The sequence below is a fragment of the Pseudomonas sp. B21-028 genome (assembly GCF_024749045.1).
Taxonomy (GTDB): domain Bacteria; phylum Pseudomonadota; class Gammaproteobacteria; order Pseudomonadales; family Pseudomonadaceae; genus Aquipseudomonas.
Genome location: NZ_CP087184.1, coordinates 653,583 through 675,207 on the forward strand (window position 1 = coordinate 653,583; position 21,625 = coordinate 675,207).

The 21,625-nt window shown below is 61.6% G+C and carries 21 protein-coding genes; 11 read left to right on the forward strand and 10 right to left on the reverse strand.

Translation table 11 applies throughout. The features are described 5' to 3' along the window. Positions 1-106 precede the first annotated feature (106 nt). From LOY35_RS02870 to LOY35_RS02890, 5 genes are all read left to right on the forward strand, one after another. The gene (locus tag LOY35_RS02870) at positions 107-1,021 is read left to right on the forward strand and encodes an ABC transporter permease subunit (RefSeq protein WP_041023530.1); all 915 of its coding nucleotides are present in this window, start codon (positions 107-109) and stop codon (positions 1,019-1,021) included. A gap of 2 nt (positions 1,022-1,023) precedes the next feature. Continuing rightward, on the forward strand, positions 1,024-2,328 hold the full coding sequence (livM, locus tag LOY35_RS02875; protein WP_258630485.1) for a high-affinity branched-chain amino acid ABC transporter permease LivM: 1,305 nt from the start codon (positions 1,024-1,026) through the stop codon (positions 2,326-2,328). Next, complete coding sequence (locus tag LOY35_RS02880) at positions 2,321-3,193, forward strand: ABC transporter ATP-binding protein (RefSeq protein ID WP_258630489.1); 873 nt, start codon at positions 2,321-2,323, stop codon at positions 3,191-3,193. The genes livM and LOY35_RS02880 overlap by 8 nt, the downstream gene beginning before the upstream one ends. Beyond that, positions 3,190-3,906, forward strand: coding sequence for an ABC transporter ATP-binding protein (locus tag LOY35_RS02885; RefSeq protein WP_258630491.1), 717 nt, complete (start codon positions 3,190-3,192; stop codon positions 3,904-3,906). The genes LOY35_RS02880 and LOY35_RS02885 overlap by 4 nt, the downstream gene beginning before the upstream one ends. Before the next feature lie 852 nt (positions 3,907-4,758). Then, the gene (locus LOY35_RS02890; RefSeq protein WP_258630492.1) at positions 4,759-5,523 is read left to right on the forward strand and encodes an SDR family oxidoreductase; all 765 of its coding nucleotides are present in this window, start codon (positions 4,759-4,761) and stop codon (positions 5,521-5,523) included. A gap of 149 nt (positions 5,524-5,672) precedes the next feature. Here the strand turns inward: LOY35_RS02890 and LOY35_RS02895 are convergent, their stop codons facing one another. From LOY35_RS02895 to LOY35_RS02925, 7 genes are all read right to left on the reverse strand, one after another. Then, the gene (locus tag LOY35_RS02895; protein ID WP_258630494.1) at positions 5,673-6,806 is read right to left on the reverse strand and encodes an AGE family epimerase/isomerase; all 1,134 of its coding nucleotides are present in this window, start codon (positions 6,804-6,806) and stop codon (positions 5,673-5,675) included. Between the two features lie 179 nt (positions 6,807-6,985). Next, the gene (locus LOY35_RS02900) at positions 6,986-7,558 is read right to left on the reverse strand and encodes a HupE/UreJ family protein (RefSeq protein WP_258630495.1); all 573 of its coding nucleotides are present in this window, start codon (positions 7,556-7,558) and stop codon (positions 6,986-6,988) included. A gap of 31 nt (positions 7,559-7,589) precedes the next feature. Next, positions 7,590-8,204 (reverse strand): urease accessory protein UreG, encoded by a 615-nt coding sequence (gene ureG, locus LOY35_RS02905; RefSeq protein WP_041020088.1) that lies wholly within the window; start codon positions 8,202-8,204, stop codon positions 7,590-7,592. 9 nt (positions 8,205-8,213) lie between these two features. Continuing rightward, entirely contained in the window at positions 8,214-8,888 is a 675-nt protein-coding gene (locus tag LOY35_RS02910; protein ID WP_258630497.1) for an urease accessory protein UreF, read from the reverse strand. After that, complete coding sequence (gene ureE, locus LOY35_RS02915; protein ID WP_258630499.1) at positions 8,885-9,385, reverse strand: urease accessory protein UreE; 501 nt, start codon at positions 9,383-9,385, stop codon at positions 8,885-8,887. The genes LOY35_RS02910 and ureE overlap by 4 nt, the downstream gene beginning before the upstream one ends. A gap of 260 nt (positions 9,386-9,645) precedes the next feature. Continuing rightward, complete coding sequence (locus tag LOY35_RS02920) at positions 9,646-10,278, reverse strand: TetR family transcriptional regulator (protein WP_258633461.1); 633 nt, start codon at positions 10,276-10,278, stop codon at positions 9,646-9,648. A gap of 156 nt (positions 10,279-10,434) precedes the next feature. Further along, positions 10,435-10,923, reverse strand: a complete 489-nt coding sequence (locus tag LOY35_RS02925; RefSeq protein WP_258630501.1) for a hypothetical protein — start codon at positions 10,921-10,923, stop codon at positions 10,435-10,437. A gap of 362 nt (positions 10,924-11,285) precedes the next feature. Here LOY35_RS02925 and LOY35_RS02930 point away from each other — a divergent pair, with 362 nt between their 5' ends. After that, positions 11,286-13,361 carry an AsmA family protein gene (locus LOY35_RS02930; protein WP_258630503.1) on the forward strand — a complete coding sequence of 692 codons (2,076 nt, stop codon included), beginning with the start codon at positions 11,286-11,288 and terminating at the stop codon, positions 13,359-13,361. Positions 13,362-13,467: 106 nt separating this feature from the next. Here the strand turns inward: LOY35_RS02930 and LOY35_RS02935 are convergent, their stop codons facing one another. Continuing rightward, a complete protein-coding gene (locus LOY35_RS02935; protein ID WP_139646709.1) occupies positions 13,468-13,998 on the reverse strand; it encodes a bacterioferritin in 531 nt (176 codons plus the stop codon). A gap of 187 nt (positions 13,999-14,185) precedes the next feature. Between LOY35_RS02935 and LOY35_RS02940 the strand changes: the two genes are divergently transcribed. From LOY35_RS02940 to LOY35_RS02950, 3 genes are all read left to right on the forward strand, one after another. Continuing rightward, positions 14,186-15,076: a triacylglycerol lipase gene (locus LOY35_RS02940; protein ID WP_258630505.1), complete on the forward strand. Its 891-nt coding sequence runs from the start codon at positions 14,186-14,188 to the stop codon at positions 15,074-15,076. A 63-nt stretch (positions 15,077-15,139) separates the two neighbouring features. Further along, positions 15,140-15,436 (forward strand): PsiF family protein, encoded by a 297-nt coding sequence (locus LOY35_RS02945; protein ID WP_258630507.1) that lies wholly within the window; start codon positions 15,140-15,142, stop codon positions 15,434-15,436. Between the two features lie 236 nt (positions 15,437-15,672). Continuing rightward, entirely contained in the window at positions 15,673-16,686 is a 1,014-nt protein-coding gene (locus LOY35_RS02950) for an AI-2E family transporter (protein ID WP_258630508.1), read from the forward strand. Positions 16,687-16,782: 96 nt separating this feature from the next. On the opposite strand, the gene LOY35_RS02955 is transcribed toward LOY35_RS02950, so the two are convergent. Next, entirely contained in the window at positions 16,783-18,048 is a 1,266-nt protein-coding gene (locus LOY35_RS02955; protein ID WP_258630510.1) for an Hsp70 family protein, read from the reverse strand. A gap of 294 nt (positions 18,049-18,342) precedes the next feature. On the opposite strand from LOY35_RS02955, the gene LOY35_RS02960 reads away from it, so the two are divergent. Together LOY35_RS02960 and LOY35_RS02965 are read left to right on the forward strand one after the other, a co-directional pair. Then, the gene (locus tag LOY35_RS02960) at positions 18,343-19,281 is read left to right on the forward strand and encodes a DnaJ C-terminal domain-containing protein (RefSeq protein WP_258630513.1); all 939 of its coding nucleotides are present in this window, start codon (positions 18,343-18,345) and stop codon (positions 19,279-19,281) included. Positions 19,282-19,418: 137 nt separating this feature from the next. Continuing rightward, positions 19,419-19,718 (forward strand): chaperone modulator CbpM, encoded by a 300-nt coding sequence (locus LOY35_RS02965; protein ID WP_258630515.1) that lies wholly within the window; start codon positions 19,419-19,421, stop codon positions 19,716-19,718. Positions 19,719-19,873: 155 nt separating this feature from the next. On the opposite strand, the gene ureC is transcribed toward LOY35_RS02965, so the two are convergent. Continuing rightward, positions 19,874-21,574 carry an urease subunit alpha gene (gene ureC / locus LOY35_RS02970; RefSeq protein WP_258630517.1) on the reverse strand — a complete coding sequence of 567 codons (1,701 nt, stop codon included), beginning with the start codon at positions 21,572-21,574 and terminating at the stop codon, positions 19,874-19,876. Between the last annotated feature and the right edge of the window lie 51 nt (positions 21,575-21,625).

Here is a 21,625-nt window from a genome sequence, read left to right on the forward strand (position 1 = left end):
GCCTTTTTCTCCCGAAAGCTGTGCGCCCACCGCGTAGCCTCGGCGGCTGAACCCCGGTCCGTCGCTGCGGTGTGCGTGCAGTCTTTCAAATGCGTGAGATTGCGTTATGGATGGTATTTTCCTGCAGCAACTGATCAACGGCCTGACCCTCGGGTCGGTCTATGGTCTGATCGCCATCGGCTACACAATGGTCTATGGCATCATCGGCATGATCAACTTCGCCCACGGCGAGGTTTACATGATCTCCGCGTACCTCGCGGCAATCAGCCTGGCTTTGCTGGCTTATTTCGGTATCGAATCCTTTCCGCTCATGATCCTCGGCACCCTCGTGTTTACGGTCGTGGTTACCGGAGTATATGGCTGGGTCATCGAACGCGTCGCCTACAAACCGCTGCGCAACTCCACCCGCCTGGCACCGCTGATCAGTGCCATCGGCATTTCGCTGATCCTGCAGAACTATGCACAGATCAGTCAGGGCGCCCGCCAACAGGGTGTGCCGACACTGCTTGAAGGCGCCATGCGCGTCGACATCGGCACCGGCTTCGTCCAGCTCACCTACACCAAGATTTTCATCCTGATCGCCGCATTCGCCGGGATGGCCTTGCTGACCTACATCATCAAGTACACCAAGCTGGGACGCATGTGTCGTGCCACCCAGCAGGATCGCAAGATGGCTTCGATCCTGGGGATCAACACCGACCGGGTGATCTCCTATGTGTTCATCATCGGCGCGGCCATGGCGGCCCTGGCCGGTGTGCTGATCACCATGAACTACGGCACGTTCGACTTCTATGCCGGTTTCATCATCGGCATCAAGGCGTTCACCGCGGCGGTCCTCGGTGGCATCGGTTCCCTGCCTGGGGCGATGCTCGGCGGGATCATCCTCGGAATCTCCGAGTCGCTGTTCTCCGGTCTGATCAACTCCGACTACAAAGACGTGTTCAGTTTCTCGCTGCTGGTGATGATCCTGATTTTCCGTCCCCAAGGCCTGCTGGGTCGCCCACTCGTGGCGAAGGTATAAGTATGTCTGCTGCCAATAAACCGATTGATATCAAACAGAGCGTTATCGACGCGATCCTGGCGGGTCTGATCTCGCTGATCGTGTTCGGGCCGATTGTCGGCGTGGTGCTCGACGGCTACAGCTTCAACCTGCAACCGGCCCGTGTCGGCTGGCTGGTGGGGATCGTGATGATCGGGCGTTTTGTCTTGAGCCTGTTCCTGCAAACGCCCAAGGGCCTGAAGATTCTCCAGGGTTTCGAAAGTACCGGTTCCGGCGTGCATGTCCTGCCGCCGGACTACAAGTCGCGGCTGCGCTGGATCATCCCGGCACTGATCGTGATTGCCATCGTCTTTCCGTTTTTCGCCAACAAATACGTGCTCACGGTGGTCATCCTCGGGCTGATCTACGTGCTGCTCGGCCTGGGCCTGAACATCGTGGTCGGCCTGGCGGGCCTGCTCGACCTGGGTTACGTGGCGTTCTACGCCATCGGTGCCTATGGCCTGGCGCTGGGGTATCAATATCTGGGGCTGGGTTTCTGGACCGTGCTGCCGCTGGCGGCGATTGCGGCCGCGATGGCGGGATGTATATTGGGTTTCCCCGTGCTGCGAATGCACGGTGACTACCTGGCGATCGTGACCCTGGGCTTCGGTGAAATCATCCGGCTGGTGCTCAATAACTGGCTGTCGTTCACCGGCGGGCCGAACGGCATGCCCGTGCCATCGCCGACCTTTTTCGGCCTGGAATTCGGGCGCAGGGCCAAGGATGGAGGGGTGCCTTTCCATGAGTTCTTCGGCATGGACTACAACCCGAACCTGAAATTCCTGTTCATCTACATCGTGTTGTTCATCGTTGTGTTGCTGGTGCTCTACGTCAAGCATCGCCTGACCCGCATGCCGGTCGGGCGCGCCTGGGAAGCCCTGCGCGAAGACGAGATCGCTTGTCGCTCCATGGGCCTGAACCATGTGCTGGTCAAGCTCTCGGCGTTCACCATTGGCGCTTCCACGGCCGGCCTGGCCGGGGTGTTCTTCGCCAGCTACCAGGGGTTCGTCAACCCCTCGTCGTTCACCTTCTTCGAGTCGGCGCTGATCCTGGCGATCGTGGTACTGGGTGGCATGGGCTCGACAGTGGGCGTGGTGATCGCGGCATTCGTGCTCACCGTGGCACCGGAATTGCTGCGCAGCTTCTCCGAATATCGTGTGCTGCTGTTCGGCGTACTGATGGTGTTGATGATGATCTGGCGACCTCGCGGCTTGATCCGCATCAGCCGTACCGGTGTGACGCCGCGTAAAGGTGCCATAGCGCATGACGGAGGGCAGCGCCATGAGTGAAGTCGTACTCCAGGTCGAAAACCTGATGATGCAATTCGGTGGCATCAAGGCCCTCAGTGACGTCAGTCTGCAGGTCAAGCGCAATTCGATCTTTGCCCTGATCGGTCCCAACGGTGCCGGCAAGACCACGGTGTTCAACTGCCTGACCGGGTTCTACAAGGCCACGGGCGGCAAGATCGAACTCAACGTGCGCGGCGAGCGGACGAACGTTATCAAGCTGCTGGGCGAAGCGTTTCGCCCGACCGATTTCGTGTCACCGGCATCCTTCGCCAGCCGGATGTACTACAAGATGTTCGGCGGCACTCACCTGGTGAACCGTGCCGGCCTGGCGCGGACTTTCCAGAACATCCGCCTGTTCAAGGAAATGTCGGTACTGGAAAACCTGCTGGTGGCCCAGCATATGTGGGTCAACCGCAGCCTGCTGGCGGGCATCCTCAACACCAAGGGTTACCGCAAGGCCGAAAGCGATGCGCTGGACCACGCCTTCTACTGGCTCGAAGTCGTGGACCTGGTGGACTGTGCCAACCGCCTGGCGGGTGAGCTTTCCTATGGTCAGCAACGGCGCCTGGAAATTGCCCGGGCCATGTGCACCCGCCCTCAGATCATCTGCCTCGACGAACCGGCCGCCGGCCTCAATCCTCAGGAAACCGAAGCGCTGAGCGCGATGATCCGGCTGCTGCGCGACGAGCACGATCTGACCGTGGTGCTGATCGAACACGACATGGGCATGGTAATGAGCATTTCCGACCACATCGTGGTGCTGGACCACGGCAACGTCATCGCCGAGGGCGGTCCGGAGGCGATTCGCAACGATCCGAAGGTGATCGCGGCCTACCTGGGTGCCGATGAAGAGGAACTGGTATGAGTGGACCGATCCTCGAACTCAAGGAACTGGACGTGTTCTACGGGCCGATCCAGGCCCTGAAGAAAGTCTCGATGCACATTGGCGAAGGTGAGACCGTGAGCCTGATCGGCTCCAACGGTGCCGGCAAGTCCACGCTGCTGATGTCGATCTTCGGCCAGCCGCGCGCGGCCAGCGGGCAGATCATCTACCAGGGCGTGGACATCACCCACAAGTCGTCTCACTACATCGCGTCCAACGGCATCGCGCAGTCGCCGGAAGGGCGGCGGGTGTTCCCCGACATGACCGTCGAGGAGAACCTGCTGATGGGCACCATCCCTATCGGTGACAAGCACGCCAGCGAAGACATGCAGCGCATGTTCGATCTGTTCCCACGGCTCAAGGAGCGACGCAACCAGCGGGCCATGACCATGTCCGGTGGCGAGCAGCAAATGCTCGCCATTGCCCGGGCATTGATGAGCCGGCCGAAGTTGTTGCTGCTCGATGAGCCGAGCCTGGGGTTGGCGCCGATCGTGGTGAAACAGATCTTCGCCACCCTGCGGGAACTGGCGTCCACCGGGATGACCATCTTCCTGGTGGAACAGAACGCCAACCACGCCCTCAGGTTGTCGGACCGGGCCTATGTGATGGTCAACGGCGAAATCCGCCTGACCGGCACCGGCAAGGAGCTGCTCGCCAACGAGGAGGTGCGCAACGCGTACCTGGGCGGACACTGACGCGGATGCGGCAAAAAAAAGCCGGCGAGTGATCGCCGGTTTTTTATTGCCTTCAGAACCCCACCACCCCTGTGGGGGCGAGCCTGCTCGCGATAGAGATGGAACGGTCGGCATCTCTGTGGCTGATCCACCGCTTTCGCGAGCAGGCTCGCTCCCACAGGGGAAATTGATGTGGCGGAAGAATTGTGGACAACAATCCACAACCCTTGGCAAACCGCGACATAAAGTCGCCGCAAACAGTTGTTTTGTCACGGTTTTGACTTGTCCCCGTTTGCTGTGGAGCTGGCTGTGGGTAACGTGGGAGTAGCTGGCTGCAAGCCTTTAAATTCGTGGCTTGTAGGGCGGTGATCATTTTTTGATCAGGCGTTTTCAGGCGAGCGTGAGTGGAGGTTGTCAACCCTTTTATGAACGCTGGAACAGGCTTGTAAATCTGTGGGCAAGCCTGTGGATAAGTCTGTGACTAAACTCTGGAAAGACCGCTCTGAAGGCCGTAGTTGCTGGCTTCGAGCCATCGTCCCTTCAGGCTTCGGCTTATAGCAGGGAATCCGTTCTGCACAACCTCATATGCAGGGTCAAGGGAAAAAAGTTTTCCGATGCCTCGCAAAGCCTTATACACAGCGGCTTGCGGCGTTTTCACTTGCCCCCGATTACTGTGGACGTGCCTGTGGATAAGTTGCGGGCAACAGGCTGCATCCCTTGTCCTGCAAGGGCTGTCGCCGTTTGATCGTTTTATGATCAGCCTGGCCTGGACCAACATCCATGGCGGGCGAGTTGCCGCTCGCTGTCGGGGCGGGCATGCTGTGGGCCGATCCCACTCAAAGGCTGCCTCAAAGCCCAATCAAGGAGAACATGATGTCCAATACCCTGTTTATCACCGGGGCGACGTCCGGATTTGGCGAAGCCTGTGCCCGTCGTTTTGCCGAGGCCGGCTGGAAACTCGTGCTGACCGGTCGCCGTGAAGAGCGCCTCAACGCCCTGTGCGCCGAGCTGTCGAAACAGACCGAAGTCCATGGCCTGGTATTGGATGTGCGCGACCGCAAGGCCATGGAGGAGGCAGTCGCCAATCTGCCGCCGTCCTTCGCCACATTGCGTGGCTTGATCAACAACGCCGGGTTGGCCCTGGGGGTCGATCCGGCGCCCAAGTGCGACCTCGATGACTGGGACACGATGGTCGATACCAACGTCAAGGGGCTGCTCTACAGCACGCGCCTGCTGCTGCCACGCCTGATTGCCCATGGTCGCGGCGCGGGGATCATCAACCTGGGTTCCATCGCCGGCAACTACCCGTACCCGGGTAGCCACGTGTATGGCGCGACCAAGGCGTTCGTCAAACAGTTCTCGCTGAACCTGCGCTGCGACCTGCAAGGTACCGGTGTGCGGGTCAGCAACATCGAGCCGGGCTTGTGCGAGAGCGAGTTCTCACTGGTGCGCTTCGGCGGTGACCAGGAGCGCTACAACGCGACCTATGCCGGGGCCGAACCGATCCAGCCGCAGGACATTGCCGAAACGATCTACTGGGTGCTCAACACGCCCGCGCACATCAACATCAACAGCCTGGAACTGATGCCGGTGAGCCAGACCTGGGCCGGGTTTGCCATTGAGCGCAACAAGGCCTGACGGCATGTCCCTGTGGCGAGGGGATTTATCCCCGCTGGGTTGCGAAGCAGCCCCAAAAGCAGTCACCTCAATCTAGCTGACACCGAGTTGGCTGATTTTAGGGCTGCTTCGCAGCCCGCCGGGGATAAATCCCCTCGCCACAAACAGCGTCAGCTCAGGTAATCGGCCAATCCGCGATAGCAGGTCATCAGGTGATACGGAGTGGTGGAAGGCATGTCCCGGCGACTGACGAGGCCGTCGGCGTCGAGGCATTCGTTCCACCCTCCGGCATGCAGGAAATGCTGTTGCAGAGCCTGTAACTGATGCAGCAACACGTCCTGGCTTCCCGGGCGCAGGGTGAGGGCGCGCAGGTACTCGGCCTGGGCCCAGATGCGTTGGGTGGCGTCACGTGCGACGGCCTCCGGCACCGGGTTCAGCATGGCGCACACCGCAGCGGACTGCGGGTCCACGCCCTGTTGCTCGGTATAGCCAAAGCTTCGCTCCAGGGTGGCGCGCAACTTGCCGCCCTGCAGCAGAGGCGACGAGGCCAGCAGGAAATACCACTCGAACTGGTGTCCCGGCTCATACCAGTTATCCACAGACTTGAGCGGTTTCTCCATCATCACGCCCAGCTTCGGCTCAATGAAGCGCTTGGACATTCCGTCACACAGGCCCAGCAATGCCTGGCGAACGTTGGCGTCTTCGCGGACCGAGAGGGTGGCGAGGAAGGCTTCGGCCAGGTGCATCAGGGGGTTCTGCAACGGGCCGGATCCGAGGGTTGACCAATCGCGCTTGAGGCTGGCCTCGTAGAGACCGTCGCCGCTGGCAAAGCGCCGGGCAATGACTTCCAGGGCGGCGTTGAGCACCGATTCCACCAGCGGCTCGCGAACCTTGCCCCAGTAATGGGCGCAGGCGAACAGGATGAAGGCGTGGGTGTAGAGGTCCTTGCCGGTGTCCAGCGGGGCGCCTTGCGGGTCGATGCTGTAGAACCAGCCACCGTGTTCGCCATCGTGGAAGTGCCGCTGCAGCGAGCGGAACAGCGCCGCGGCCCGTTCTTCGGCCCCGGTCACTTCGCCGATCAGGCTGGCGAACACATACAGCTGTCTTGCGCAGGCCATCGCGCGGTAGCGTTGGGGCGGCAACGGCGCGTGGGTGGCATCCAGGGATTCGTAGGGCAATGCCAGTTCGGCATTCCAGCCCGGGCCTTGCCACATGGGCACGATCACCTCGTGAAAATGCTGGCGCACTGTTGCGAACAGGGCGATCAACTCAGGCGAAGGAGCGGGGCGGGAAGCATCGGGCATGGGCGGACGTCGTCACGGCAGGGGCGATTGCGCGACATGGTAGCAGAGTGACCGACTTCAGATGGGTAGCGCCTGCAAGTCTGTCATCGCGAGCGGGCTCGCTCCCACATGGACGGCGTACACCCATCGACTGTGGGAGCGAGCCTGCTCGCGATGAGGCCCGTACAGGCACTGAAAAATCAACCAGCCAACAACCAGACCCCAACCCCCGCCGAAGCCGCGCCCGCCAGCCGCACCAAAGGCACAGCCGCTCGCGGCAACGCGCGAACCAGGGCGAAACCTGCGCCATGCAGCGCCGCCGTCGCAGCAACGAACCCGGCCGCATACGCCCACGGGCTCGACATGTCCGGCAGCTCCAGCTCATGGGCCACGCCATGGAACAACGCAAACAATGCCGTTGCGGCAACCGCCAGGCTCAATGGCGGACGCACGGCCAGCGCCACCGCCAGGCCCAGAGCCAGCACCGAGGCGGCAATCCCGCTTTCCAATGCCGGCAACTGCAGGCCTGCGAAGCCGAACAAGCCGCCGAGCAGCATCGTGCCGATGAACGTTCCAGGCAGCGCCCAGCGTGCGGCGCCTTGCTGTTGTGCCGCCCACAAGCCGACCGCGAGCATGGCGAGCAGGTGATCCAGGCCGCCGATGGGGTGCCCGAGGCCGGCGATCAGGCCATTGTCGCCATGGCCAGGATGGGCGAAGGCCAGGGTCGGGGCCAGCAGCAGGGCGAGAGTGCCGAGAATGCGTTTGGGTGTCATGAAAAAGCTTCCTTGTTGAGAGTTCGAAAGGTCAGGCCGCCGTCAGCAGGCCCTGGCGCTCGATGAAAGCGATGATCTCGTCCAGGCCCTGGCCGGTTTTCTGGTTGCTGAACACGAATGGCTTGCCATTGCGCATCCGTCGGGTGTCGCTGTCCATCATCTCCAGGGAGGCGCCTACCAGCGGTGCCAGGTCGATTTTATTGATCACCAGCAAGTCGGACTTGCAGATACCCGGCCCCCCCTTGCGTGGCAACTTGTCCCCAGCCGATACGTCGATAACGTAAAGGGTCAGGTCTGACAGTTCCGGGCTGAAGGTCGCCGAGAGGTTGTCGCCGCCGGACTCCACCAGGATCAGATCCAGCCCCGGGAAGCGCCGGTTCAACTGGTCCACTGCTTCGAGATTGATCGAGGCGTCTTCGCGAATGGCCGTGTGCGGGCAGCCGCCGGTTTCGACGCCAATGATCCGCTCCGGCGCGAGGGCTTCGTTGCGGACCAGAAAGTCGGCGTCTTCGCGGGTGTAGATATCGTTGGTGACCACCGCGAGGTTGTAGCGCTCGCGCAGGGCCAGGCACAGGGCCAGGGTCAGGGCGGTCTTGCCGGAGCCCACCGGGCCGCCGATGCCGACGCGCAGGGGTTGTGTGTTCATGTGTGTCTCCTAGGAACGGAACAGACGGCTGTACTGGCGCTCATGGGCCATACACGCCAGGGACAGGCCAAACGCGGCGCTGCCGTAATGCTCGGGGTCGATGTTCGAAGCGTTGTACTGGGCCTGTTGCAGCAGTGGCAGCAGCTCGCTGGTCAGGCGCTGGGCGGCTTGCTGGCCGAGGGGAAGTGTTTTCATCAACACCGCCAGTTGGTTTTCCAGCCAGCTCCACAGCCAGGCGGCGAGCGCGTCCTCGGGGGTTATGTCCCAGGCACGGGCGGCCAGGGCCCAGCCCAGGGCCAGGTGTGGTTCGCTGCGCTGTTCGAGGAAGTGTCGGGCGGCACCGTCGAGTTCCGGCAGGCCGCCGAGCAGTTGCTGCAACGAATAGCCCATCTGCCGACTTTCCTGATACAGCTCGCGGGTTTCCCGGCTGGCGCGGTGTGCTTCGCAGTGTTGCTCCAGGGCGTCCCAATCGTCGGCCGCGGCGGCGGTGCAATGGGCGAGCAGCAGGGGCGCTTCGAAGCGCGCCAGGTTCAGCAGCAACTGATCGCCGATCCATTGGCGTGCGTCGTCGGCCGTCTCGACCTGGCCGTTATCCACCGCCATTTCCAGCCCTTGGGAATAGCTGTAGCCGCCGATGGGCAACTGCGGGCTGGCCAGACGCAACAGCGCCCAGGCCGGATTCATGTGCGCACGCCGAATTGATGCAGGCGCGGTGCATAGTTGAAGTCTTCGTCGCCGTGCCGCGAATGGTGATGGCCGCCACCATAGGCGCCGTGCTCGGGCTGGAAGGGGGCTTCGATGGCGGCAACGCTGGCGCCCAGTTGTTCGAGCATCGCCTTGAGCACGTAATCGTCCAGCAGGCGCAACCAGCCGTCGCCTACTTGCAGGGCAACATGGCGATTACCCAGGTGGTAGGCCGCACGCGTCAGCTCGAACCCGTTGGCGCAGGTGACATGCAGCAGTTGTTCGGGACGGGCGCAGACACGCACGATGCGGCCGTCCTCGGCCTGGAGGTATTCGCCGTCATGAAGCGGCGGCTGGCCCCGCTCCAAAAACAATCCCACGTCTTCGCCCTCGGCACTGAAACAGCGCAGGCGGCTTTTGCTGCGGGCATCGAAAGTCAGGTGAAGCTCGGCATCCCAGCGGGGTTGGGTGTCGATTCTGCGATGAATCACCAGCATCGGAGTGCTTCCAGCAATGAACGGTGCTGTGTTTAGAGCAAGGGGCTTGCCAATCGATGATGGTGTAGGAAATAGGCGTGGGAGGCCTGGGGCAATCTTTAAACTCGTTCCGAACTGGTGCGCACCGCGATGGGCTTGCCCTGTTTTGTGGCGTTCGACGAACCCTGTGGGAGCGAGCCTGCTCGCGATGGCGGAGTATCAGGCACATAGAGGATCACTGATCCACCGCCATCGCGAGCAGGCTCGCTCCCACAGGGGGATTACTCAGTGCTGCCCAAGCCTTGCCAATGCTTGAGGCCGATAAAGATAAACCGCAATTGCTGGGTGATCTTCGCCTGGGGCGTGAGGTGATCGGGGGGCGCTTCGGCGGGAGGGTCGATGATGTCGGGCAGGGTGGCGAACACGCTCTTGACGATGAGGTCGGCCATCACGCTCAGCCCGGCCAGGTCCAGGTGCTGCAGCTTCGGCATCAACGCCAGGTCGGCGGCCAGGTCCGAGCTGATGGCTTCGCGCAGTTGTGCGATGGCCTGGCGTACTGGCAGGGAGCCGCCGTATTGTTCACGGGCAAGAAACAGGAATTGCGATCGGTTGGCTTGCACCACGTCGAGGAAGATCCGCACCGAGGCATCAATGATGCCGCCCATGACGAATTCATTGTGACGCACCAGCCGGATGGTTTCGCGGAAGGTCTGGCCCACTTCGCTGACCAGCGCCAGGCCCAATTGATCCATGTCGTCGAAATGCCGATAGAAACCGGTGGGTACAATGCCCGCCGTCCTGGCCACTTCGCGCAGGCTCAGGCTGCCGAACCCCCGGCCGGACTCCATCAAATGACGGGCCGCATCCATCAGGGCAATTCGGGTCTGTTGTTTCTGTTCGGCGCGGGGCAACATCGCAGGACTGACTTCCGAGTCACGGGAGCGACGCACTTTAGCAAATCGGCTTTGCTACCGTCGAACGGTAGAGGGGGCAGGCTCGGAGAAAGACGTACTCGGGAAAGTCAAAAGCCCGATTGCAGGAATCGGGCTTTTTTCACGGCCACCATGGGCTCAGCTCACTTTGCTGTTGCGGTCGTTGACGCGGTCACTGCCGCCTTCAGCCAGGCCTTTTTCTTCCAGGCGATCACGACCACCTTCGGCAAGTTGGCCTTGAGGAGTGCTGTTGTAGCCGTCCTCGGCAAGTTGGCCCTGAGGAGTGCTGTTGTAGCCGTCCTCGGCGAGTTGACCCTGAGGAGTGCTGTTGTAGCCGTCCTCGGCAAGTTGGCCTTGAGGGGTGCTGTTGTAGCCGTCTTCGGCGAGTTGGCCCTGAGGGGTGTTGTTGTAACCGTCTTCGGCGAGTTGGCCCTGAGGAGTGTTGTTGTAGCCGTCTTCAGCGAGTTGGCCTTGACGGGTTTGGTCAAAACCGTCTTCGGCGACAGTCTGGCTGTACACGGAGTGGCTGTCCTTGACCTGTGGTGTAGCCTGTTCGGAGGCTGGCAGGGCGAAAGCAGTGGAGGCCAGCAGTGAAAGGGACAGGCTCATCAGTAATTGGCGTTTCATGATCGTTGCTCCTCGGGAGGGCTAAAAAGTGGGTACGAGGGCAATGCTACTCTCGATAAGTCGATATAAAAGTTCATAAACGCAATGGTAATAATCAACAGAATTGATTGTTCTGTGGGAAGGCTCTAGAACGGGCGTTTCCGGGGATCTGTTTTGCACCGTGGTGGGTATTTCCTACTCACTGGCGCCACGTAAATGTGGGCGGGCGGTAACAGCTGGCTGGCGGATCGGTCAGGTTTTTCACCCCGGGTGGTAAACCTGTTGGTCATTTCGTCAGTCTCACTCATATAACGAGCCGACTACAGGTTCGGTTTTTCAGGTGTTGCGGTACGGACGCCGATTTGTCATCAGGAGCCTTGTGCATGACACGCACTTCAAAAATCCTTGCCTGGAGCTTGGCCAGCCTTGTTGTCTTGCTGGCCGTGTCGGTGCTGGTCATCGTGTTCTTCGATTGGAACCGGATCAAGCCGACGCTCAACGCCAAGGTGTCCGAGGAACTGCATCGTCCATTCGCCATCAACGGCAACCTGGCGGTGGTCTGGCAGCGAGAGCCCGAAGAGGGCGGCTGGCGGGCCTGGGTGCCGTGGCCCCATGTGGTGGCCGAGGATTTGAGCCTGGGCAATCCCGAGTGGTCGAAAAAACCACAGATGGCCACGCTCAAGCGTGTCGAGTTGCGCATATCTCCCTTGGCCTTGCTGGCACGGCGAGTGACGATCCCCCGAGTCGACCTGACCGAACCCGACGCCAATCTGCAACGCCTGGCTGACGGACGCGCCAACTGGACCTTCCAGTTCGACCCGAAGGATCCGGACGCCGAACCGTCGAGCTGGGTAGTGGATATCGGGGCCATCGGCTTCGACAAGGGGCACGTCACGCTTGACGACCAGACCTTGAAGACCCGACTCGACCTGCTGATCGACCCACTGGGGAAGTCCATTCCGTTCAAGGATATCGTCGGCGAAAAGGCCGCGAAAAAGGTCCAGGACCAGGGCGCGACGCCTCAGGATTATGGGTTCGCCTTCAAGGTCGACGGGCAATATCACGGACAGAACCTCAGTGGTTCCGGCAAGGTCGGCGGCCTGCTGGCCTTGCAGAATGCGTCGCAACCCTTCCCGTTGCAGGCCCAGGTAAAGACCCCCACTACCCGTGTCGAACTGGCCGGTACCCTCACCGACCCGATGAATCTCGGCGCCCTGGACCTGCGTCTGAAACTGGCCGGCACCAGCCTCGCTCATCTGTATCCATTGACCGGCGTGACCTTGCCGGATTCACCGCCCTATGAAACCGACGGGCACCTGATCGCCAAGCTCCATGAGCCGGACGGGGCGCTGTTTCGCTATGAGGCATTCAACGGAAAGATCGGCGACAGCGACATCCACGGTGACCTGGCCTATGTCGCCAGCCAGCCACGGCCAAAACTCAGTGGCACGCTGGTGTCCAATCAACTGCTGTTCAGCGATCTGGCCCCGCTGATCGGCGCCGACTCCAACACCGAACAGAAGGCCCGTGGCAGCGCCAGCAAGCAGCCGCCGGACAAGGTGCTACCCGTGGAGGAGTTCCGCACCGAGCGCTGGAACGCGATGGACGCCGACGTGGAGTTCACTGGCAAACGCATCGTCCACAGTGCGCAGTTGCCGTTCACCGACCTCTATACGCATCTGGTGCTCAACAACGGACAATTGAGCCTCGAACCCCTGCGTTTTGGCGTCGCCGGTGGCCGGCTCGATGCGCAGATCCGCCTCAACGGTCAAGCCCATCCCCTGGAGGGCCAGGCGAAGCTGACGGCGCGAGGATTCAAGCTCAAACAGTTGTTCCCCGGTTTCGAGCCGATGAAAACCAGTTTCGGCGAGCTCAACGGCGATGCCGACATCAGCGGTCGCGGTAACTCGGTCGCGGCGTTGCTGGGCACGTCCAACGGCACGCTGAAAATGCTCATCAACGACGGCGCCATCAGTCGCGAGCTGATGGAGCTGGCGGGGTTGAACGTGGGTAACTACGTGATGGGAAAAATCTTTGGCGACAAGGAAGTGAAGATCAACTGCGCCGCGGCGGACTTCGACATCAAGACCGGCCTGGCAACCACTCGCCTGTTCGTATTCGACACGGAAAACGCGATCATCTACATCGACGGCACGGCGAACATGGCCACGGAGCAACTGGACCTGACCATTTCGCCGGAGTCCAAGGGCTGGCGGCTGATTTCCCTGCGCTCGCCCTTGTATGTGCGAGGCAAGTTCGCCAAGCCTTCGGCCGGGGTCAAGGCCGTGCCGCTGATGTTGCGCGGCGCTGGCATGGTGGCACTGGGTGTGATCGCCGCGCCGGCGGCCGGCTTGCTGGCACTGGTGGCCCCCAGCGGTGGCGAGCCGAACCAGTGTGCGCCGCTGCTCGAGCAGATGAAGGCGGGCAAGGCACCGGTGACGGTGAAGCCGACGCGGTAGTTAAGGGATTTGCGGTGAGGCGGCTGGCCTCATCGCGAGCAGGCTCGCTCCCACATTGAGGGTGTACACCTATCGAATGTGGGAGCGAGCCTGCTCGCGATGGGTGTTACAAATCGGCCAGGATATCGGCCATGTCATCGGCGTGTTCTTCTTCCTGGGCAAGAATGTCTTCGAAGATGCGCCGAGTGGTCGGATCTTTATCGCCCATGTACTGGATGATTTCCCGGTAACTGTCGATGGCGATTCGCTCGGCCACCAGGTCTTCGTAGACCATTTCCTTGAGGGTGTTGCCTGCCACGTACTGGGCATGGGAGTTACGGGTCAACAGGTCGGGGTTGAATTCCGGCTCGCCGCCCAGTTGCACGATGCGCTCGGCCAGCTTGTCGGCATGTTCGGCTTCCTGGTTGGCATGTTCGAGGAATTCGCTGGCCGCCACGCTGGCCTTGAGCCCGGTGGCCATGAAGTAGTGGCGCTTGTAGCGCAGCACGCACACCAGCTCGGTGGCCAGTGCTTCGTTGAGCAGACGCACGACTTCCTGTCGATCGGCGTTGTAGCCCTCGGTCACTGCGCCGTTCTGCACGTTCTGCCGCGCCCGTTCGCGCAGGGTCGTCACATCGGATAAGTGCATGTCGCTCATTTCGTTCTCCTGGAGGCTGATCCGGTTGGGGGCGTCACGCTCTCGAGGCGCGATCGCTTACAAAGTTGGGAGTGACGAGCGAGGCAAAAGTTTTATGGAATGTGCCGGCTCCTACAATGGTGATCAGGCGTCATGAAGGGCGCCTAGACTGGTTCTCAGCCGCATCATCGATCACAAGGACGTCCGTATGTCGCAACGCTGCGCCACTCGTTACCCGCTGGTACTGGTTCCGGGCATGCTCGGGTTCATCCGCCTGGTGTTGTATCCATACTGGTATGGGATCATTTCGGCGCTACGCCGGGGGGGCGCGGTGGTGGTGGCGGTGAAGGTTTCGCCGCTGCATTCGTCCGAGGTGCGCGGCGAACAATTGCTGGCGCGAATCGAGGAGATCCTGCGGCAGACCGGCGCGCCCAAGGTCAACCTGATCGGTCATAGTCAGGGTGCCCTCAGCGCCCGTTATGCGGCGGCCAGGCGCCCGGACCTGGTGGCCTCTGTCACCTCGGTGGCCGGCCCCAACCATGGTTCCGAACTGGCCGACTACCTGCTGGCCCACTACCCGCCGAACAGTGCCAAGGGGCGGATGCTCAGCGCGGTGCTGCGGCTGATCAACGCGCTGATGAGCCTGCTCGAAACCGGTTATCGCGGGCCGAAACTGCCGGTGGATCTCCACGCCTCCCATGAATCCCTCACCACTGCCGGGGTGGCGCGCTTCAATGAGCGTTATCCACAGGGACTGCCTGATACCTGGGGTGGACAGGGGGCTGAAGAGGTCGATGGCGTGCGTTATTACTCCTGGTCCGGGATCCTGCAGCCCGGCAAGACCGACAAGGGACGCAACCTCTTCGACGGCACGAATAGCAGCTGCCGCCTGTTCGCCCGCACGTTCGTGCGTGAGGCGGGGCAGTGCGACGGAATGGTCGGACGCTTCAGCTCGCACCTGGGTACGGTCATCGGCGATGACTACCCACTCGACCACTTCGATATCGTCAACCAATCCCTGGGGCTCGTAGGCAAGGGGGCCGAGCCGATCCGGTTGTTTGTCGAGCATGCGGAGCGCTTGAAAGCGGCCGGTGTATAACGCTGCGTTGGCTACACTGGATTCATCGCCGTCACGCTCGTGCGGCATTCAGGAGAAAACGTCATGACGATGCTGCGTGTCCCTTTGTTGATGATCGGTTTGCTGCTGTGTTCCCAGGGCTTCGCCGCGACGGCGCAGCAGACCAAGATGACCACCTGCAACGCCGACGCCACTGCCAAGGCGCTCAAGGGCGATGAGCGCAAGGCCTTCATGAGCACCTGCCTGAAGACCAAGCCGCCGGAAGTACGGGGGGGAACGCCGCAGGAGCGCATGAAGACCTGTAATGCCGACGCGACCGCCAAGGTGCTCAAGGGCGATGAGCGTAAAGCATTCATGAGTGATTGCCTGAAGAATAAATAAGGGAGGTGCCTGGCGCGAGCTTCTGTGGGAGCATGGCTTGCCCGCGATGCAGGCGCCTCGGTTGACGTTGGTACCGAGCGACGCTATCGCGGGCAAGCCATGCTCCCACAGGGTCCTCACGGGCACTGCAAAATCCCCTGCACCCCGACCAAAGTCGGCCGATACAATCCCTAGTGCTGCCAGCGGAAGGCTGGCAGACTGCCGATCCTTTCAAGCCGTTTATGTTCTGAGGCTGTATGCCAACGTTTTCTCAGCGTCATGTGTTGTTGGTGATCAGTTGGGTGATCATTTTTGGTGGGTTGTTGCTGGTGTTGCCGCTGCGCCTGTTGCCAAGCCTGCTGGCCGGATTGCTGGTGTTCGAGCTGGTCAACATGCTCACCCCGCAATTGCAGCGATTGATCGCGGGCCGACGTGCCCGCTGGCTTGCGGTGGCATTGCTGGGCACCCTGGTGGTGAGTGTCTTGTCGTTGATCTTCGCCGGGGCAATCAGTTTCCTGCTGCATGAAGTGGAGAACCCCGGTGCATCCCTGGACAAGTTCATGGTCGTGGTCGACCGCGCCCGCGGACAGTTGCCACCCTTCATCGACGCCTACCTGCCGGCCAGCGCCGCCGAGTTCCGGGTGGCGATCAGCGACTGGATGAGCAAGCACCTGAACGACCTGCAACTGGTGGGCAAGGACGCGGCCCACACGTTCGTGACATTACTGATCGGCATGGTGCTGGGAGCGATCATTGCCTTGCAGCGCGTCCCCGACCTGACCAAGCGCAAGCCTCTGGCCGCCGCACTGTTCGATCGCCTGAATCTGTTGGTCAGCGCGTTCCGCAACATTGTCTTCGCCCAGATCAAGATTTCCCTGCTCAACACCTTTTTCACCGGAATCTTCCTGGCGGTGGTGCTGCCGCTGTTCGGCATCAAGCTGCCGCTGACCAAGACCCTGATCGTGATGACCTTCCTGCTGGGGTTGCTGCCGGTCATCGGCAACCTGATGTCCAACACCCTGATCACCATCGTCGGCCTGTCGCTGTCGATCTGGGTCGCCGTGGCCGCGCTGGGTTACCTGATCGTGATCCACAAGCTCGAATACTTCCTCAACGCCCGCATCGTGGGTGGACAGATCAGCGCCAAGTCCTGGGAACTGCTTATGGCGATGCTGGTGTTCGAAGCGGCGTTCGGCTTGCCGGGGGTGGTGGCGGGGCCGATTTATTATGCGTACCTCAAGAGCGAGTTGAAGCTGTTGGGCATGGTCTAGGGAAGCAGCTGCGAGCTGCAAGCTTCAAGCTTCAAGTAAGAACGGTCGGGTTCCGCCGATAGCTTTTACTTGAAGCTTGCAGCTCGAAGCTGCTTTTTATCCGTAGCGCTTCATCGCCTCGATCGCCAACCCGCTGCCGATACTCCCGAAGATGTTCCCTTCCACATGCCGCGCCAGGGGCAGCATCGCCGAGACGCTGTTGCGCAGGGCCGGGATGCCGCTGGAACCACCGGTGAAAAACACCGTGTCGACCTGAGCGACGCCGATGTTGGCGTCATCAAGCAGTTGCGTGACGCTGGCGCGAACCCGCTCCAGCAGGCCGTCGATAGCCGATTCGAACAGTGCCCGGCTCAAGTCCACGCTCAAGCCCGGCTCGATCCGGTCCAGGGCCACATGGCGCTGGTCGGCGTGGGTCAGCTGGATCTTGGTTTCCTCCACCTCCATCGCCAGCCAATGGCCGGCACGCTGTTCGATCAACTTGAACAGCCGGTCGATGCCGCCGGTGTCTTCGATGTCGTAGCGCATGCTGTTCAGCGCCAAGGTGGATTTCTGCGCGTAAACCGCGTTGATGGTGTGCCAGGTCGCCAGGTTCATGTGGTGGCTGGTGGGCATATAGGCGCCGCTTTTCATCCGGCTGCCATAGCCGAACAGCGGCATCAGGCCCTGCAAGCTCAGTTGCTTGTCGAAGTCGGTCCCGCCGATGTGCACGCCGCCGGTGGCGAGGATGTCGGCGTGGCGGTTGTCGTGGGTGCGGCGTTCGGGGGACAGGCGCACCAGGGAGAAGTCCGAAGTACCGCCGCCGATGTCGACGATCAGCACCAGCTCTTCCTTTTCGATGGTCGATTCATAATCGAATGCCGCCGCGATGGGTTCGTACTGGAACGAGACTTCCTTGAAACCGATGGCGCGGGCCACATCCACCAAGGTGTTCTCGGCCTCCTGGTCCGCCAGCTCATCGTCATCGACGAAAAACACCGGGCGCCCCAGCACCACTTCCTCGAATTCCCGACCGGCGGTGGCCTCGGCGCGCTTCTTCAATTGGCCGATGAACAGGCCCAGCAAGTCCTTGAATGGCATCGCCGTGCCCAGCACGCTGGTGTCGTGCTTGATCAGCTTGGAGCCCAGCAGGCTCTTGAGCGAGCGCATCAGCCGGCCTTCGTAGCCTTCCAGGTACTCGTGCAGGGCCAGGCGGCCGTAGACCGGGCGGCGCTCCTCCAGATTGAAAAACACCACCGAGGGCAGGGTGATCTTGTCGTCCTCCAGCGCGATCAGCGTTTCCATGCCGGGGCGCAGCCAGCCGACGGTGGAGTTGGACGTGCCGAAGTCGATGCCGCAGGCACGGGCCGGGGATGCGTTTTTCATGTCGTTCAGGTTCCGGTCGAAAAAACGGCCGCGCAGTGTATGCCAGTGCGGCGCGGATTCGAAGGCCGGTTATCTGCTAATTCGCACCGGCGGCCTTGAAAGACACCGTTGGACCCCCAAACTTGTCGGCATGAGACTGGCAGCCACAGGGCGGACACAAGAACCGCCGCCGGTTGCCGATAAACTTCTGAAGCGCCGCCCGGTCCCAATCATGAGATGGATCAACCCGGTGTCCGATCATCCGGGCATGCTGTGGACAGCGGTGCGACATCGATAACGGATGGTGATGCTTAGATGGACTTCAAAGACTACTACAAGATCCTGGGTGTGGAGCCGACGGCTGACGACAGCACGATCAAGGCCGCCTATCGCAAACTGGCGCGCAAATACCACCCGGATGTCAGCAAGGAAAAGGACGCCGAGACCAAGTTCAAGGATGTCTCCGAGGCCTATGAAGCGCTGAAAAGCGCCGACAAGCGCGCCGAGTACGATGATCTGCGTCGATATGGCCAGCACGGCCAGCCGTTCCAGGGGCCACCGGGCTGGCAGAGCCGTGGTGGTTTCGGCGGCCAGGACACCGGGGATTTTTCGGACTTTTTCAGTTCGATCTTCGGCAATCGCGGGCCAGGATTCGGGGGCGGACAGTCAGGTCGCAGTGCCGGCCGTCGAGGGCAGGACGTGGAAATGGAATTACCGATCTTCCTGGAAGAAACCCTGTCGAGTGAATCGAAGAAGGTCAGCTTCCAGGTGCCGCAGTACAACGGGGCGGGCCAGCACGTCAGCAACACCAGCAAAAGTCTGAACGTGAAGATCCCGCTGGGCGTGACCGACGGCGAGCGGATCCGCCTCAAGGGTCAGGGCGCGCCGGGTATTGGTGGCGGGGCCAATGGCGACTTGTACCTGACCATTCGCTTCGCCCCGCACCCCAAGTTCGATGTCGAAGGCCAGGACCTGATCATCACCCTGCCGCTGGCACCCTGGGAGTTGGCGCTGGGCACCGAGGTGGCCGTCCCCACTCTTACCGGCAAGATCAATCTCAAGGTCCCGGCTGGCAGCCAGAACGGTCAGCGCATGCGCGCCAAGGGTCATGGCCTGCGCAACAAGGCCGGTGAGCGCGGCTACCTGTTCGTTCAACTCAAGGCCGTGATGCCCAAGTCCAGCGACGAGGCGGTCAAGGCATTGTGGGCGGAGCTGGCGAAGAAAGCCGCGTTCGATCCACGGGAGAATTTCTGACCGTTGTGGGAGCAACGCTTGCCCGCGATGAAAACACCTCGGTTTTTCAGACTTTGAGGCGCCCTGTCGCGAGCAAGCTTTGCTCCCACAGGTCTAGACTCGACAGCTGACAGTTAAAGCATTGGGAGAAGCAGACCATGAACAACCCGATCATTGAACTGAACCTGACGGAGTTCTGCGAGGCCGCCGCGTTGCAGGATGTCCATGTGATCGAAATCGTCGCCCATGGCATCCTCGAACCCCACGGCTCGGCCCCGACGGACTGGCGTTTCACCGACTACGAACTGGTCCTGGCCCGGCGTGCCGCCAAGCTGCGCCGCGAGCTGGAGCTGGAATGGGAAGGCGTCGCCCTGGCGCTGGACCTGTTGGAGGAAGTGCAGCAACTGCGCACCGAGAACCGCATGCTCAAGCAGCGGTTGGGGCGGTTGGTGGAGTAATACACCCCCCATAGCCAGTCGCAAATCCTGTGGCGAGGGGATTTATCCCCGCTCGGTTGCGCAGCAACCGCAAAAAATAGGGGCTGCTGCGCAGCCCAGCGGGGATAAATCCCCTCGCCACAGGGTGCTGTGTTTACCCATGCCCTCTTTTCAAGTCAAAACAGAAAATACCGCTGCGCCATCGGCAGCACCTCGGCCGGCTCGCACCACAGCAACACACCATCGGCCTTGACCTGGTAGGTCTGCGGGTCGACGTCGATGTCCGGCAGGTAGTCGTTGTGGATCAGGTCAGTTTTCTGCACGTCCCGGCATCCCTTGACCACCGCGATTCTTTTCTTCAGGCCCAACTGTTCCGGCAGGCCCGCATCGGCGGCCGCCTGGCTGATGAACGTCAGGCAGGTGGCATGTCGCGAGCCGCCGAAGCTGGCGAACATCGGCCGGTAGTGCACCGGTTGCGGTGTCGGGATCGAGGCGTTGGCGTCGCCCATCAGGCTCGCGGCAATCGCGCCACCCTTGAGGATCAGCGTCGGCTTGACGCCGAAGAACGCCGGGCGCCATAGCACCAGGTCGGCCCACTTGCCCACTTCGATAGAGCCCACTTCATGGCTGATGCCGTGGGTGATCGCCGGGTTGATGGTGTATTTGGCGATGTAGCGCTTGATGCGGAAGTTGTCGTTGCCTTCGCCGTCGCCAGGCAGGGCGCCGCGTTGTTTCTTCATTTTGTCCGCGGTCTGCCAGGTGCGCAGGATGACTTCGCCGACGCGGCCCATGGCCTGGCTGTCGGAGCTGATCATCGAGAACGCGCCGAGGTCATGGAGGATGTCTTCGGCGGCGATGGTCTCGCGGCGGATACGGCTTTCGGCGAACGCCACGTCTTCGGCGATGCTCGGGTCCAGGTGGTGACAGACCATCAGCATGTCCAGGTGTTCGTCGATGGTGTTGTGGGTGAACGGCCGGGTCGGGTTGGTGGAACTGGGCAACACGTTGGGGAAACCACAGGCCTTGATGATGTCCGGCGCATGACCGCCGCCGGCGCCTTCGGTGTGGTAGGTGTGGATGGTGCGCCCCTTGAACGCGCCCAGGGTGGTTTCCACGAAGCCGGACTCGTTGAGGGTGTCGGTGTGGATCGCCACCTGCACGTCGAACTGGTCGGCCACGTTCAGGCAGTTGTCGATGGCGGCCGGGGTGGTGCCCCAGTCTTCGTGCAGCTTCAGGCCGATGGCGCCGGCCTTGACCTGCTCGATCAAGGGCTCCGGCAGGCTGGCGTTGCCCTTGCCGGTGAGGCCGATGTTCATCGGGAAGGCATCGGCGGCCTGGAGCATGCGCGCCAGGTGCCACGGGCCGGATGTGCATGTGGTGGCGTTGGTCCCGGTGGCCGGGCCCGTGCCGCCGCCGATCATGGTGGTGACGCCGCTCATCAGGGCTTCTTCGATCTGCTGCGGGCAGATGAAGTGGATGTGGGTGTCGACGCCGCCGGCCGTGAGGATCATGCCTTCGCCGGCAATCACTTCGGTGCTGGCGCCGATGGCGATGGTCACATCGGGCTGGATGTCCGGATTGCCGGCCTTGCCGATCGCCGCGATGCGCCCGTCCTTGAGGCCGACGTCGGCCTTGACGATGCCCCAGTGGTCGATGATCAGCGCGTTGGTGATTAGCGTGTCCATCACCTCGGCGGCCAGTAGTTGGCCCTGGCCCATGCCGTCGCGAATTACCTTGCCACCGCCGAATTTCACTTCTTCGCCGTAGGTGGTGAAGTCCTTTTCCACTTCAAGCCACAGCTCGGTATCGGCCAGGCGAACCTTGTCACCGACGGTGGGGCCGAACATGTCGGCGTAGGCTTGTCTCGAGATCTTCATGTGCTTGCCTTGGAGTTCAATGTCGGTTTGTGAAGCTAAACCTGTGGGAGC

Bases quoted from the DNA above. Each gene is read 5' to 3' on its own strand.
- LOY35_RS02870 (WP_041023530.1), top strand. From the start codon at position 107: ATGGATGGTATTTTCCTGCAGCAACTGATCAACGGCCTGACCCTCGGG.
- livM (WP_258630485.1), top strand. From the start codon at position 1,024: ATGTCTGCTGCCAATAAACCGATTGATATCAAACAGAGCGTTATCGAC.
- LOY35_RS02880 (WP_258630489.1), top strand. From the start codon at position 2,321: ATGAGTGAAGTCGTACTCCAGGTCGAAAACCTGATGATGCAATTCGGT.
- LOY35_RS02885 (WP_258630491.1), top strand. From the start codon at position 3,190: ATGAGTGGACCGATCCTCGAACTCAAGGAACTGGACGTGTTCTACGGG.
- LOY35_RS02890 (WP_258630492.1), top strand. From the start codon at position 4,759: ATGTCCAATACCCTGTTTATCACCGGGGCGACGTCCGGATTTGGCGAA.
- LOY35_RS02895 (WP_258630494.1), bottom strand. From the start codon at position 6,806: ATGCCCGATGCTTCCCGCCCCGCTCCTTCGCCTGAGTTGATCGCCCTG.
- LOY35_RS02900 (WP_258630495.1), bottom strand. From the start codon at position 7,558: ATGACACCCAAACGCATTCTCGGCACTCTCGCCCTGCTGCTGGCCCCG.
- ureG (WP_041020088.1), bottom strand. From the start codon at position 8,204: ATGAACACACAACCCCTGCGCGTCGGCATCGGCGGCCCGGTGGGCTCC.
- LOY35_RS02910 (WP_258630497.1), bottom strand. From the start codon at position 8,888: ATGAATCCGGCCTGGGCGCTGTTGCGTCTGGCCAGCCCGCAGTTGCCC.
- ureE (WP_258630499.1), bottom strand. From the start codon at position 9,385: ATGCTGGTGATTCATCGCAGAATCGACACCCAACCCCGCTGGGATGCC.
- LOY35_RS02920 (WP_258633461.1), bottom strand. From the start codon at position 10,278: ATGTTGCCCCGCGCCGAACAGAAACAACAGACCCGAATTGCCCTGATG.
- LOY35_RS02925 (WP_258630501.1), bottom strand. From the start codon at position 10,923: ATGAAACGCCAATTACTGATGAGCCTGTCCCTTTCACTGCTGGCCTCC.
- LOY35_RS02930 (WP_258630503.1), top strand. From the start codon at position 11,286: ATGACACGCACTTCAAAAATCCTTGCCTGGAGCTTGGCCAGCCTTGTT.
- LOY35_RS02935 (WP_139646709.1), bottom strand. From the start codon at position 13,998: ATGAGCGACATGCACTTATCCGATGTGACGACCCTGCGCGAACGGGCG.
- LOY35_RS02940 (WP_258630505.1), top strand. From the start codon at position 14,186: ATGTCGCAACGCTGCGCCACTCGTTACCCGCTGGTACTGGTTCCGGGC.
- LOY35_RS02945 (WP_258630507.1), top strand. From the start codon at position 15,140: ATGACGATGCTGCGTGTCCCTTTGTTGATGATCGGTTTGCTGCTGTGT.
- LOY35_RS02950 (WP_258630508.1), top strand. From the start codon at position 15,673: ATGCCAACGTTTTCTCAGCGTCATGTGTTGTTGGTGATCAGTTGGGTG.
- LOY35_RS02955 (WP_258630510.1), bottom strand. From the start codon at position 18,048: ATGAAAAACGCATCCCCGGCCCGTGCCTGCGGCATCGACTTCGGCACG.
- LOY35_RS02960 (WP_258630513.1), top strand. From the start codon at position 18,343: ATGGACTTCAAAGACTACTACAAGATCCTGGGTGTGGAGCCGACGGCT.
- LOY35_RS02965 (WP_258630515.1), top strand. From the start codon at position 19,419: ATGAACAACCCGATCATTGAACTGAACCTGACGGAGTTCTGCGAGGCC.
- ureC (WP_258630517.1), bottom strand. From the start codon at position 21,574: ATGAAGATCTCGAGACAAGCCTACGCCGACATGTTCGGCCCCACCGTC.